The sequence below is a fragment of the Shewanella xiamenensis genome, from assembly GCF_024971755.1.
GTDB classification, from domain to species: domain Bacteria; phylum Pseudomonadota; class Gammaproteobacteria; order Enterobacterales; family Shewanellaceae; genus Shewanella; species Shewanella xiamenensis.
The window spans coordinates 44299-58268 of the sequence record NZ_CP079718.1; the positions used below are offsets into that span (position 1 = coordinate 44299).

At 46.3% G+C, this 13970-nt stretch carries 12 protein-coding genes; 4 read left to right on the forward strand and 8 right to left on the reverse strand.

Annotated elements, in window-relative coordinates; genetic code table 11:
* Positions 1 to 573 precede the first annotated feature (573 nt).
* From KXJ80_RS01265 to KXJ80_RS01275, 3 genes are all read left to right on the forward strand, one after another.
* A complete protein-coding gene (locus KXJ80_RS01265; RefSeq protein WP_218737634.1) occupies positions 574 to 1812 on the forward strand; it encodes a dicarboxylate/amino acid:cation symporter in 1239 nt (412 codons plus the stop codon).
* A 255-nt stretch (positions 1813 to 2067) separates the two neighbouring features.
* The gene (locus KXJ80_RS01270) at positions 2068 to 3186 is read left to right on the forward strand and encodes an FUSC family protein (RefSeq protein WP_218737635.1); all 1119 of its coding nucleotides are present in this window, start codon (positions 2068 to 2070) and stop codon (positions 3184 to 3186) included.
* Between the two features lie 131 nt (positions 3187 to 3317).
* Positions 3318 to 5309: a M14 family metallopeptidase gene (locus tag KXJ80_RS01275; RefSeq protein WP_218737636.1), complete on the forward strand. Its 1992-nt coding sequence runs from the start codon at positions 3318 to 3320 to the stop codon at positions 5307 to 5309.
* A 24-nt stretch (positions 5310 to 5333) separates the two neighbouring features.
* Here the strand turns inward: KXJ80_RS01275 and KXJ80_RS01280 are convergent, their stop codons facing one another.
* The gene (locus tag KXJ80_RS01280) at positions 5334 to 6101 is read right to left on the reverse strand and encodes a class I SAM-dependent methyltransferase (protein WP_218737637.1); all 768 of its coding nucleotides are present in this window, start codon (positions 6099 to 6101) and stop codon (positions 5334 to 5336) included.
* Between the two features lie 269 nt (positions 6102 to 6370).
* Here KXJ80_RS01280 and KXJ80_RS01285 point away from each other — a divergent pair, with 269 nt between their 5' ends.
* Positions 6371 to 7147 carry a DUF4097 family beta strand repeat-containing protein gene (locus tag KXJ80_RS01285; protein ID WP_218737638.1) on the forward strand — a complete coding sequence of 259 codons (777 nt, stop codon included), beginning with the start codon at positions 6371 to 6373 and terminating at the stop codon, positions 7145 to 7147.
* Positions 7148 to 7398: 251 nt separating this feature from the next.
* Here KXJ80_RS01285 and KXJ80_RS01290 read toward each other — a convergent pair whose 3' ends face one another.
* The 7 genes from KXJ80_RS01290 to KXJ80_RS01320 all read right to left on the reverse strand — a co-directional run bounded on the left by KXJ80_RS01290 (position 7399) and on the right by KXJ80_RS01320 (position 13897).
* Entirely contained in the window at positions 7399 to 9030 is a 1632-nt protein-coding gene (locus tag KXJ80_RS01290; protein ID WP_218737639.1) for a methyl-accepting chemotaxis protein, read from the reverse strand.
* Between the two features lie 274 nt (positions 9031 to 9304).
* Positions 9305 to 9568 carry a hypothetical protein gene (locus KXJ80_RS01295; protein ID WP_218737640.1) on the reverse strand — a complete coding sequence of 88 codons (264 nt, stop codon included), beginning with the start codon at positions 9566 to 9568 and terminating at the stop codon, positions 9305 to 9307.
* A gap of 538 nt (positions 9569 to 10106) precedes the next feature.
* Positions 10107 to 10541: a DUF2513 domain-containing protein gene (locus KXJ80_RS01300; RefSeq protein ID WP_218737641.1), complete on the reverse strand. Its 435-nt coding sequence runs from the start codon at positions 10539 to 10541 to the stop codon at positions 10107 to 10109.
* A gap of 179 nt (positions 10542 to 10720) precedes the next feature.
* Entirely contained in the window at positions 10721 to 10897 is a 177-nt protein-coding gene (locus KXJ80_RS01305; protein WP_218737642.1) for a hypothetical protein, read from the reverse strand.
* Positions 10898 to 11126: 229 nt separating this feature from the next.
* The gene (locus KXJ80_RS01310; protein WP_256930976.1) at positions 11127 to 11249 is read right to left on the reverse strand and encodes a hypothetical protein; all 123 of its coding nucleotides are present in this window, start codon (positions 11247 to 11249) and stop codon (positions 11127 to 11129) included.
* A gap of 31 nt (positions 11250 to 11280) precedes the next feature.
* Complete coding sequence (locus KXJ80_RS01315; protein ID WP_259474516.1) at positions 11281 to 11751, reverse strand: GIY-YIG nuclease family protein; 471 nt, start codon at positions 11749 to 11751, stop codon at positions 11281 to 11283.
* Between the two features lie 10 nt (positions 11752 to 11761).
* Positions 11762 to 13897, reverse strand: a complete 2136-nt coding sequence (locus KXJ80_RS01320; protein ID WP_218737643.1) for a S9 family peptidase — start codon at positions 13895 to 13897, stop codon at positions 11762 to 11764.
* Positions 13898 to 13970: the final 73 nt, after the last annotated feature.

A 13970-nucleotide genomic window follows, 5' to 3' on the forward strand; every position in this document is an offset into this window, starting at 1 on the left:
GATCTTGATAGACCAGCCAATAACTTAATCTAGGTTGTTCGATGCACTTTCTTATCCAGCACTGTAACGACTCAGGTTTACCAAAGAATGAAGTGATATTCATAATGTCCTCGAAATGGTGTTGTCATAGGGAAAACCGAGTAAGTCAAAGAGTTGAATAGTCATGGAGGCTATTTGGCTATTCCCCACTCTCAAGATTCATACAAGTAAAAGATGGGAATTATCGCGACTCAACCGGTGCCAAGAATACGAGAGGATATCTGCGCCCATCAAAGCCTAAATCACAATTCATCAATTCGATGGACAAAAAACAAGTCTGAATTAAATAAAAACCATTTTAATACGATAATTTTTAAATATTATTTATTTATAGGTCATGTTATTTAGGTTTTGGTTATTTTCAAACCAAGGTTGATGATGTTTCACAAAAACCGTTACAGCAACTGTGATACCTTAGGCGCCCAAAAAACCTATCGGGGCTGAGCTTTTTACGCTAAAAGCAAAGGCTGACCTGTAAATAGATAACGAGTCTTAAGACACAAAATGCCGCGGCAACCGGGGAGTTTCGCAAGAATGAAGAGCAAGAGTTTATTAGGCAACATTGGTGTACAAGTGGTTATCGCCATGATTATTGGCGCACTGGTGGGTTTTATCATGGGTGAAAGTGCGAGTATCTTCGCACCGCTTGGTACCATTTTTATCCATTTAATCAAAATGCTAGTGATCCCATTGGTACTGGTGTCAATCATCAGTGGCGCCGCCAGCTTAGGTGATAGCCCCTCGGCGGGTAAGATTGGCGTGGGCACTTTTGGCTTCTTTATTGTCACCTCAGGCCTTGCCGTCGCTTTGGCATTAGTGATGGGTAAGATGTTTACACCCGGCGCCGGTGTTGACTTTACCGCCCACAGTGGCAATGGCTTGATGGAAGTGACCGCCGAACATGGTGCACTCCCCGGAGTGATCGACACCTTTATCGGCATGATCCCAACCAATGTGTTCGAATCGCTAAACGGCGGAAATATCCTTCAAATACTGGTGTTTAGTATTTTCTTTGGTATCGCACTGACGAAGGTCAAAGGTGATGGCGCTAAACCCATCATGGCAGCGTTAAATACCGTAGTCGACGCCTTTGTGTGGATGATCAACTGCGTGATGGTGATAGCCCCTATTGGGGTATTTGGCTTGATGGCCGATTCCGTCGGCACCTTCGGTTTCGATGCCTTAGAAGTCGTGTTTAAGCTGTTTGCCGTGTTTGTGGCCGCGATTCTGATCTACGGTTTTGTGTTCTTCCCCTTAGTGGTCCAGCTGTTTTCTAAGGTATCGGCACGCCAATTTATTTCGGCGATGAAAAAGCCGCAGGTGATGGCACTGTCGACGGCGTCATCAATGGCAACGCTGCCAGTAAATATGGAAACCTGCGAAGAAGATCTTAAGGTTTCTAAGGCCACCACTGCCTTTGTGCTGCCTTTAGGTGCCACCATCAATATGAGCGGCAACGCGATTTATTATGGTCTGGTCGCGATGTTTTTCGCGCAAATGTACAACATTGACCTATCAATGACCGCCTATGCTGCGATTATCTTTACCTCCACCTTAGGCGCCATTGGCCAAGCGGGTGTGCCAGGTCCGTCATTTTTAGTGGTCGCAGTGCTATTGGCTGCGGGTATTCCCATTGATGGTTTACCGCTGTTATTCGCCCTCGACCGAGTGTTTGACATGATCCGCACCGCGCTAAACATCACAGGTGACGCCGCCTGTGCCGTGATTATGGATAAGTACACTGCGGAGCAACCGACTCAAGAACCGAGTTAACACGCACGCGCATCCTAAGGCTTGAATAGGCTTGCTTATTCAAGCCTTTTTATGACGGAGCTTTGTACAGACTGCACGCTATCTTACTGATTTAATATCAATTACCTAGCTTTAATGTGATCTTGGCGGTGCCTTGGACTAAGCTCAAACAGCGCCGCCTCGCAATTTGCATTTCTTTATCAGCCCAACCACACGGGCGAAGTGCGTTTCTGCGATAATGACTTGGCTACCATCAGTCCAAAGGAGTGTTGCATTATGTCCGTCTTTGCCCCTGCAAGCCCTTTTGCCGACTTTATCTATCGCCATTTCCGCGCCATTCACGCCCTCAAACTCGGCCTCGCCCTGCTGATTGCCGTCACCATTAATGCCATTTGGTCACCGCCGCATTTTATTTGGAGCATGGTGACGATTGTGATCATTATGATGAGTCTACCACAGGTGGGTGGTGCGATTGAAAAGTCGCTACAACGGGCGGTAGGCACTTGTTTAGGCTCGGCTTATGGTGTGATGTTAGTGGCCACACTCGACAGCTATTGGCTGATTATGGGGCTGTTAATTTTAGGGGTGACGCTGATCTGTTTTATCTCGGCGGGACGCTACAGCTATGCCTATCTGGTGGCGGGATTCACCATTATTATAGTGGTGGGCGATGCTAATCATGATACCTCTGAGGCGCTATGGCGCACGGCCAATATTCTGCTGGGTTGTGTTATCGCGATTCTGGTGTCGCTGTTTATCTTCCCGATTAAAGCCAAGCAGGACTGGCGTAGTCAGCTCGCCAATGCCATCGATAATATGGCCAAGGTGCTGACCCAACATTTACAGGCGCCAGCCAACCATGATTTAGATTTTCGCGCCGAACTCGAAGCGGCGATGAAGGCGGTATTAACCCAGAAGAAACTGTTTTTCTCCCTCGAGTGGGAAAGCAAAACCCTAAAAAAACATAAAGTGCTGCTGGCGGAATTAGTCAATAAACAGGTGCGGCTGATCACCCTGCTCGAATTATTACCTTTGAGTCGCTGGCAGGAGGCCGACAAAGAGGCTTACCACCAAATCAACAAAGTCGCCGCCGAGCTTACGGCTTATCTGCAACGCCTTAGCGAATTTGTTGCAGGTAAAACAGCCACATTGCCCACACTACCAAATGCATTAGAGCAAGAGTTGCAACACAGATTACAACTTAGCTTGGCCGCTCAGACACCAAATTCGCCCCCTTTGGCAAATGAAGTCGCACAGGGATTTGCCCTCACGGGATACGGCTGGCTTATCTATCAACTTGCCATTGCCGTCGAAGCTCTCTACGCCGATATCGAGATTATCGAAGTCGCCTATCGCGGACAAACCGTGTTACATAAAACTACCAAGCGCGCATAGGCCGTCACCACGGGAATAGCAGCGAAAAACCACTCCCTCAGACCAAGATAAACCCTTGGCAGCCCTTGCACTTGTAGGGGCTTAATGAAAAGATACCGCCCTAATAAAAATTCGATGTGTGGACTGTTTTCATGCGCTTGTTTTCCCCTTCCGTTATCGCCATTGCCTGCTTATCGGCGGGCTCATTATTCACAGCCCAGTTAGCCGTTGCCGCGAATACCGAAGTCGCACAACCCGAAGTGACTAATTCTGGAGCTGCCAACGCTGAAGTTGCCAGCACTGAGGCCGCTAAAACCGACGCGGTTGAAACAAATGCCAGCGGTAGCGCTTTGAGCGCGATAGAAACCGCTCCCGAAGTCACAGCGACACCGACTCGCGCTAATACCTTTGTCAATGATGCCATTCTCCCGCCGAGCATCACGTGGCATGGTGGCAGCGAAGCTCTGTTACTCAGCGCCGATAACGAATGGGCGACGCCCTTCGAGCAAAGCAACGGCACCGAAAGCCCAAGCTATGACGACACCATCGCATGGCTCGACCGATTGGCAGCCGAAACCACTAAATTGCAAAAAGTCAGCCTAGGTCAGAGCCCTCAAGGCCGCGATATTTGGATGTATGTCGCCAGCAGTGAAGGCATTAACGAATCGGCGCGTCTCAAGCAAAACACTAAGCCAACGGTGTTAGTACAAGCGGGGATCCACGCAGGCGAGATCGACGGTAAAGATGCCGGCATGATGCTACTGCGGGATATAGTTAAAGGCGACAAAAGCGATCTAATCGAAAAAGCCAACCTCTTGTTTGTACCTATGTTTAGTGTGGATGCCCATGAGCGCAGCGGCGAATTTAATCGCGTAAACCAACGAGGCCCAGTGAATATGGGCTGGCGCACCAATGCCAATAACCTCAACCTTAACCGCGACTATGCTAAGGCCGACACCCTAGAAATGCAGCATATGCTGCGGGCAATTAATGTGTGGCAACCGGATCTGTATATCGATGTGCATGTCACCGACGGCATCGATTACCAATACGATATCACCTTCGGTTACAACCTCGCCCAAGGCTTGAGTCCCGCTAGTTTCCGCTGGCTCGAAAATAGCTATCGCCCAGCGGTAGAAGCCGCGCTAAGCGCCCAGGGCCATATTCCAGGTCCGCTGATTTTCGCCATCGACAATACCGATATCACTAAGGGCATGTCACTGTGGAACCCGAGCCCACGCTTCTCTAATGGTTATGGTGATGCCCGCCATCTGCCGACTATTTTGATTGAGAACCACAGCTTAAAACCCTTTAAGCAGCGCGTACTTGGCACATATGTAATGCTTGAGCAAACCCTTAAAACCGTGGGCGACCAAGCGACCAAGTTAAAGAGTGCAATTCAAGAGGATAAATACCGCGCCTCGCCACTGATCACATTAACGTGGAAATCGGCACCACTGGCTAAAGGCTGGGATTTTAAAGGCATCGACTACACTCTTGAGCAGAGTCCGATTAGCGGCACCGAGGTAGTGCGTTGGACAGGCGAGCCTAAGCTGTACCCTAACCTGCCTGTGATGGCCGAAACCGTGCCCGATATTAAAGTCACTCGCCCGAGTGCTTACTATATTCCCGCCCAGTGGACGCAAGTGATTGACCGCTTGAATCTACACGGCATTCGGATGACACGTTTAAGCAAGCCAACAGAGCTTAAATTGCAGCAATATAGCCTGAGCAATCCGGTGTTTAATACCAAAGCGTTCGAGGGGCGACTCACAGTGAAGACCGACTCGACACTGGCGAAACTGACCACCACCTTGCCCGCAGGCACAGTGAAAATCAGTACAGATCAACCCTTAGGCGATCTGGCGATTTTACTGCTTGAGCCACAATCACCGGACTCATTACTGCAATGGGGCTTCTTCAACCCTATCTTTACCCGTACCGAATACATTGAGGACTACGCCGTAGAGCCGCTGGCCGCCAAGATGCTTAAGGAAGATCCCAAGCTACAGGCGGAATTTAACAAAGCGCTGGAAAACCCAGCGTTTGCTGCCGATCCCGAGGCACGCTTACGCTGGTTCTATGAGCGCAGTCCTTACTACGATAATCAATATCTTAAGTATCCAGTCTACCGTAGCCGTTAATCCCGCAGTTAAAAACGGCAAGGATTAAGCAGGCTTACGCGCGCTAATGCTATACACCAAGGGCACCTGTTGCCCTTGGTGTTTTAGTACATAACGGCCATCGGTTTGCGCCTCTAGCCCTGCAAAACAGTTATAGGGGCTAAACGCAAATTCGTGGAAGAACTCCAACACTAAGCCCGCCTGCAATAAGGCATTGATCACCTCAGACAAACTATGTGACCAGCACATTAAGGTTTGCTGCTCATCACCGGCATTCTCGGTATAGGTCCCTTCCTGCTCAATGTCTGGCTCACCGCGATTAAAATAGCTATAACCATCAAATAGCTGCTGCGCCGGATGAAACTCGGCCATATAAAACTGTCCGCCGGGCTTTAAACACGCCGCAATGGTCTGCGCCCAGAGTGTTAAATCCGGCAGCCACACAATGGCACCATAGGAGGTAAAAACAATATCTTGCGGCTCAACCTTGCCCGCTACGCTGTAGACATCGCTACAGATAAACTCGGCGGACAACTGCGTCTGCTGCGCCAACTTGCGCGCCTCAGCAATCGCCACCTCGGATAAATCGACTCCTATCACCTTTGCGCCCATTCGCGCCCACGACAGGGTATCTAGACCAAAATGACATTGCAGATGCAGTAGGCTTTTGCCCGTCACCGCAAGCTCGTTTAGCTCGATTTCCGTTAAGGATGTTTTGCCACTCAAAAAGCCTTCAACATCATAAAAATCAGAGGTTAAATGCACCCGAGTGCGAGCATCCCAGGCGGTTTTATTGGTCGTTAAGTAATCCATATGAATCCTTTCTGGTTACGCTTTTATCAAGCTGGAATGTTGAACACACGCTAACTGAATAAGTGAGTAATTTCACCACTCTTTGGGAAAAATCACTTATTCAGCGGACATGTCCGCCCTCGTCCAAGCGGACACATTTAACTTATCTACATGATTATTAATATATTTTAAAATTGGCATAGGATGTGCAATCTCGACTGATATCAAGCTTATCGCTAATAGCTCAGCACTCAGTCGGTCGTCGAGTGTCGATAACAAGGAAGAAGAAAATGTCACTACGCCCTTTTATATTCACCCTCGGATTTGTCGCCCTCTTTACGGTTGGCGTGTCACTCACTGGCTGCATTATCAATGTGAACGCCGCTGGCATGCCGGATTTAGACCACGAGCAACGTGAACTCAGCCTCGATGCTCAAGACTTACAGGAGCTCGTTGCCGAAACAGGTGCGGGCAGCCTTGAAATCATCGGTGTCGAAGGCCTAACCCAAATTAAATTAGTCGCTGATATCTATAGCAATGACGATAGCAAAGTCATTCTCACCCTTGAGAAAAAGGCCAACAAAGCCAAGCTTAAGGCCGACTTTGAATCCCATAGCAGCTTTAGCAATTACTCTCCCTATATCGATTTGAAACTACAAGTGCCAGCCGGATTAGCGCTAGATATCGACGATGGCTCAGGTGCTGTGTTTATCAACAAGATGACTGCGGATATCAAGGTCAAGGATGGCTCAGGCGAACTGGTTATCCATGGCGGCAATAATGTCAGTATCGACGATGGTTCTGGCGCGATTGAAGTCAGCCAAGTCAACGGCAACCTTGCCATTGTCGACGGCTCTGGTGGTATCCAAGTTAATGATATTAAAGGCAGCATCACCATTGACGATGGTTCAGGCGAAATTGAAGTCGCTAATGTGCAAAGCACAGTCACCATCAACGATGGCTCAGGCGATATCAATGTGGTGAACACTAAGGGCTTAACCATTCTCTCGTCAGGTTCAGGTGATGTGAGCTTCGATAAAATCGATGGCCCAGTAAGCAAACTCTAAGCCCGTTAGACCAATAGCGTTACCGCTCCACCAACTTCCCGGCGTAGAGACTGATGTTGCAGTACCCAACCAAATGTCAGTCTTCTACCCACCCCTTTTGCGTTACCGTTCCATGGACAATCTTATGCACTTTATGCCACTAACCCCTTGTAGTGGCATCTTTTTTTGAGTCTGAGACTTTCCGGGATTGGGTGCAACCATTGATAACCGAGTAATGCCTGTCATGACTTTTTTAGTGTCGACTTACTCACTCAATATCGACGTTTTGTTTTGAAAAAGGCAAGTAGTTGCTTTTGTTTACCAGCTTCAGCCAACACATCTTGGCAGGCCTTGCTGGCACTGCCAATACCCATTACGTTTTGGTCGACTATTTCAACTGTAGAGGAAATATTTTGGGAGATATCTTCAGTCACACTTGATTGTTCGCTAGAAGCCGTTGCAACGACAGTATTGACATTGGAAATTGTATTGACCGACGTGGAAATACCATGGAAAGCGTTACGTACCTTTTCCGAAACCATTTGAGATTCATCTAACAAACTTGTATTTGCTTTCATGTAATGATCAGCTTTTCCTGCTTGAGACTGTAGCTTGGAAATGATCCCTTGAATATCAATAGTCGATTGTTGTGTTTTAGCGGCAAGTGAGCGTACTTCATCTGCCACTACAGCAAAACCGCGTCCTGCTTCTCCGGCCCGTGCTGCTTCAATTGCAGCATTTAATGCCAGTAAATTAGTTTGTTCGGAAATACTGGTAATAACGTCAATAACAGAGCCAATTTCTATCGAATAATCTTTTAGTTGATTCACTATGGCTCCTGAATCACGAATGGCCGCGCCGATTTTTTCAGAAATGACATCAGATTCACCGAGGGATTTATTACCCACAGTGACATTATCCATTGCCTCCCTTGCACTGGTTTCAGCCTCAGATGCATTTTTACTCACTTCTAGGGCTGTACTGGACATTTGATTGAGTGCGGTCGCGATTTGTTCAACCTGAACCAGCATTTGCTTAGAGTTATTTTCAACCTGATTCATAGTGGAGGCCAATACTTCCGCAGAAGTCGCTGTATTATCGGCAACGTTAATCAACTGCTCGGTCATTTCAGAAATTTTATCAGCAGTATCATTGCAGCCCTTTGCCAATAGACCTAATTCGTTATTACCAATATCGTTAATTCGATCTGTAAGATCGCCATTTGCTAATTTAGAAATAAAGGCCTGAACTGTCTTAATCGAAGTTACAATAAATCTCGATATGATAATCGATGTAGCAAATACCAATAGCGAAACAATGACTAAGATAAATAGCATTATTTTAATCGATTCATCGTAAATCTCATCACCATGATTGCTCGCAGCTTGTGCTCCTTTGCTATTTAAATCAGATAATTGGAGTAATAAATCCGAGTATTCGTTATAAGCATTTAGAGATTCGGTTAACAGCAGTTGTTTGGCGTCTTCATTCTTGTTTGCCCTTGAGAGAGTGAGAAGCTTCTGCTGAATTCCCAGGTACTCCTTATATAAGCGATTAAAATCATTGAATATGACTTTTTCTTCATTCTCGGTGATCAGTTGTTGATAGGTGCGTATAGATTCGTCAATTTTCGCTTTTATTTTATCCAATTCGCGTTCAGTATCTCGCATTTGAGCATCGTCCAACGAGAGAATATGACGGGATTCTAACACCCTAAGATCTGCCGTTTGGCCATTCAGTCGTTCTATAACGCGCACGGATGGTAGCCAGTCATTGGCTATGACGGTGGATTGCTCATTAATGACTTGCATTTTACCTATCGCTAGCATGGCTAACCCAAGAATCGCAATCATGGGAATTGCAAAAGCTCCAAGTAAAAGATGATTTATCTTTAGATTACGCATGTAAACCCCGACAATGATGACTATGCTCAAATGTGTTTATACGACGCCTGATACAGGCTTATTCCCTCCATAAATATATAAGCCAGACATTCAACTTTCGCTATCCGAACGGATAATTAATAGTAGTTATTTGCTGGTTTCTAAAAGGCATAACCTTAGCTAATACATGATTTAAAGTAACAACGATAAATGTGGGGCAAAATTTAACAATGGGTGTCTCGATAAACTTCGCTACCACTCTATGTACAGGCTGGGATATTGCAAGCCGTTAGCCCTAACACTGTAAAATCAGGCCTTTGCTATTACATCCCCAATAAAGCCCTACTAAGCAATCGGCATAACGCACACTTTCTTGACTGGCTACAATCAACCTTACAAGAATAAAACTAACAGAAGGTGTGGTGGCATCGATACTGCCTATGGGTAGTTCCATAGCAAAACTTAGTTGCGGTAATAGTTCGAGGGGCAAATAGGCGGCATCATGGCTTCTGGCTATCGTATCCCCTAATTGCCTGCCGCAGGCTCTTATATGAGCCACACCAGTGACTCGCCGTACTCATGTTTTAAAAATCGCGTCCCTGTAGGCTCTACTAAAAAATCCCTGTTTTAGGAGATCACTGGCGCAACAATGCTGGATTGGGTGCAACCATTGATAACCAAGTAATGCCTGTCCTGACTTTTACATGACTTTTACAACCATTGATAGACGAGTAATGCCTAATTTTTATTGCATCACTCACAAAATTTAACAATGGGTGTCTCGTTAAACTAAACGGTCTCGTTAAACGGTATCCCCTAATTGCCTGCCGCAGGCTTTCGCACTGTTACACCAGTGACTCGCCGTGGATACGTCCTTGTAGGCTCTACTAAAACATCCATGTTTTAGAAGGTCACTGGCGCAACAATGCCTGATTGGGTGCAACCATTGATAACCGAATAATGCCAGTCCTGACTTTTGCCTTTGTTATTCCTAAAAGAGTTTTTCCAGCCCTATCATTCCTGTAAGAAAATTTAACAGTGGGTGTCTCGATAAACTATAGATAAACTAGTGGCTTGGCTAATTTCACCAAACATTACTAGTCCAATAAAGCATCTAACTTCTTTTTAAAGTAATGCTCTAGTAACTTTTGACCACCGTCGAAAATTACATTAAAAGGTGCATCTTTAAATTCCGTCTTTAATTTTATTAATACTTCTTTATTTTGCAACGTTTTAGCAAAATCGTGTCCTCGCTGTGTTAAGCGGATTTGTCTTATTGACAGCGATAGATCAGTATCTGTTGTACTGATACCTATATCCTTTAAATTATGGATTGTATTAGAAGTTGATGTACCTAAAAAAAAGTTATCTATTGCAATCTGAATATGAAACAAAAGCTTTTGGTTAATTTCACCATGCTCATTCTCAAGTCGAAGATCTTTTTCTGCGAAATCATGTAATGTCGCATGTGCTCTGTCAGATTCTATAAAAACAGATAGAATTTTCCCCATATAATCCAAATCAACTTTCATGCTCTTCCCTAATTTTTACGTAACGTTATGTGCAAGTAGAAAATACTGCTACTTAGTGATTGGATCAAGCCCATAATTTTGTTAATACTCTTGCTATATCTAAAGGCTAAAATCCCCTTTTTACTGTACTATAGAAACAAAAAACGGCGGCTTTAAGGTCTAATTATTTCCGTGAATAGTTAGTTTACAAATATAACGATTGATTGTTCTTGGTTATTTAACTCATATTCGACTGACTTAATTTCACGTAATTTTCCATCAAAATTAATTCTTTCACCTTTCTTTGGTACTGAAGGTAACTGTATTGCTATATGTTCACCTTGATACTTAATGATTACGCTGTGTCTTCTTTCCATCTCAGTATCCATGACTTTTTAATGATTTATTTATAAATGGGGATATTTATTTTTCAATCAAGTGCGTTTAGTGAATTTTTACTTAGTTATTGGCTCTAGTCTGTCTTTCTGGCTATTGCTTGTGATGCCTGGCCACCACAGTTTAATGAGACACCCACTGTTAAATTCTGCTGTGAAACAACAAAATCGGAGCATATAGGGCTAAAAGAATACTCTGTGGTTAATTGGATTAAGCACTGACATGGAAGTGACCGTCCGTGACATGGAAGTGACCGTCCGTGACATGGATGTCACGGTCGAGCATACAAGGACGTACTTGCTGCGTGTCACTGTAATGACTGTGCTTAATCATTTCAATGCATTTAATAGATCTGGATTCACGCTCAACAGCATTGCGGGAATGACGAAAAAAGACTGTTAGCAGTTTCACGCCCACTTTCAATCAACGCCAGTTTCTGAGCGCGGCTTAACTTCTTAACCGAGATTTCACGCTTTAGGGCATCGCTGCGGGTGCCGACTTGCTCTTGATACATCAGGGTTAATGGCCCTTTGCCGCGCAGGTACTTTGCTGCCTTGGGGCTGCTTGATTGATGTTCGTTAAATCGGCGTGCGACATCTGTGGTGATGCCGGTGTATAAGTGGCCATTGGCGCAGCGGATAAGGTACAGATACCATGTCGAGACTTGTTCTATCTCTAACGTCGCACCTTGCTCCGAAGTAACAGCTTGCTCAGCTCCTAGCGCTTCTGGCTTGCTAGAAAGCTGAACTTGGTTAACAGCTGGCGCTTGGCTAGCCCCTTTTGGGGGCCTAGCCGAGGGAGTTGAATTAGCGGCTTCAATCACTAAATCGATCACCCGTTGGCGCCTACTTAGTCATGCCGAGCAGGCTTAGGAAGAAGGCATATTCCTGCGCAGTGTCTTGATACTGGCGGTAACGGCCACTCTTGCCACCGTGTCCTGCATCCATATTAACTTCGAATAACAACACCTTATCGTCCAGTTTGTACCATTTATTTTGCACTTCACGCAGTTTAGCTACCCATTTCGCTGGCTCGAAATACTGCACCTGTGAATCATGCAAACCTGTGGTCACCAACAGATGGGGATACTCATGGTCGGCAACATTGTCATAGGGCGAGTAGCTGAGCATATAGTCAAAATAGGTCTTGTCGTTTGGATTACCCCATTCATCGTACTCATTGGTAGTGAGCGGAATCGACTCATCGAGCATGGTCGTAACCACATCCACAAAGGGCACGTGCGCCGCAATAGCAAAGTACTTTTCAGGCGCCATATTGGCAATCGCGCCCATTAATAGCCCGCCGGCACTGCCGCCCGAAGCCACCACTTTATTTTTATCGCCATAACCTTGCTCGGTTAAGGCGGTGGTGACATCGATAAAGTCATTAAAGGTATTCTTTTTATTCAGTAACTTGCCCGCATCGTACCAAGGGCGGCCTAACATTTCGCTGCCGCGCACATGGGCGATGGCATATACAAAGCCACGGTCGAGCAGACTAATAACCGACGACGAAAAATCAGGCTCTACAGTGTAACCATAGGAACCATAACCATATTGGTACATAGGGTTGGTGCCGTCTTTCTTGAACTTATCCTTACGATACACCAAGGACACTGGCACCTTAGCGCCATCGCGGGCGGTGATAAATAAGCGCTCGGCTTTGTACGCACTGGCATCGAAGCCGCCTAACACTTGATCCTGTTTGAGCAGATCGCGTCTATCGGGATTGCTTAAGTGGTACTCATAAATCGCCTCTGGCGTGGTCAGACTGGAGTAGAAAACCCGTAACTTATCGCTATCTTGCTGGGCGTTAACATCTAAACCCAGCACATAGGCGGGTTCATCGAAACTCAGCTCAAAAGGCTTTTGGCCATTGAATGGCATCACTTTAATCCGTGTCAGGCCATTTTCACGGGTTTGAATAATCAGGTAATCCTTCAGCACCAGCTCATCTTCAAGCCGCGCATTGGGATTGTGAGCAACCACTTCCTGCCATTTGGATTTATCGGCGGCATCCTTAATCGCCACTTTCATCAAACGGAAGTTAGTCGCCTGCCAGTTGGTGAGAATGTAATAACTGTCACCCAGCTTAGAGACACTGTATTCATGGCCTTCTTCCCGCGCCAGAACAGGTTTGAACAGGCTTAAAGGATCGTTAGCATCCAGCACTGACACTTCGCTAGTGGTAGTGCTCTCATGGAACAGCACAATTTGCGACTCATCTAAACTCTTGCCGAGAGAGATGTAATAAGCATCATCTTGCTCCTCATACACCAACACATCGCGCGATTGTGGCGTGCCGAGTTCGTGGCGATATACGCGGTAGCCCAGCAGGGTTTGCAGATCTTTGGCGATATAAAACACATGGCGATTGTCGTTGCCCCAAACGATACGACCCTCTGTGTTTTCAAGCACATCGGTGATCATGGCGCCGGATTCGATATCTTTAAAATAGATGTGATACACGCGGCGGCTTAACACATCTTCACCGAAGGCCAACATGGTTTCATCTGGGCTGACGCTAACGCCACCTAAACCATAAAACTCATGGCCCTTGGCGCGCTCATTCACATCGAGCATCATTTGCTCAACCCCGTCACTGCCTTTGCGGGCGATCAGCGGATATTCGCTGCCCTCTTGGTAGCGGCGGTAATAGCTATGCTGGTGCCATTGGTACGGCACACTCGACTCATCAGCCACTAAACGCCCAGTCAGCTCGTTAAACAACCCGTCTTGCAATGACTTAAGCGGCTTAAAGTAAGCTTGGGTATAACGATTCTCAGCCTTAAGGTGCGCTAATACCTTAGGATCTTGGCGTTTATCGTCGCGCATCCAATAGTAGTCATCGGTGCGTGTGACGCCGTGCAAGGTCATCACATGGGGAATTTTTTCCGCAACGGGCGCAGAGACTTGCCCTTTTGGAGTGGAGCAACCGGGTAATAGCATAGCAAGACCTAAAGTAAGCAGCAGAGAGCGCATGTATACGTCCTTGTGACGTTCAAACACCATCGTGGGGCACGACGGCAAGCCAATAAGTAAATGTGCCGGATAT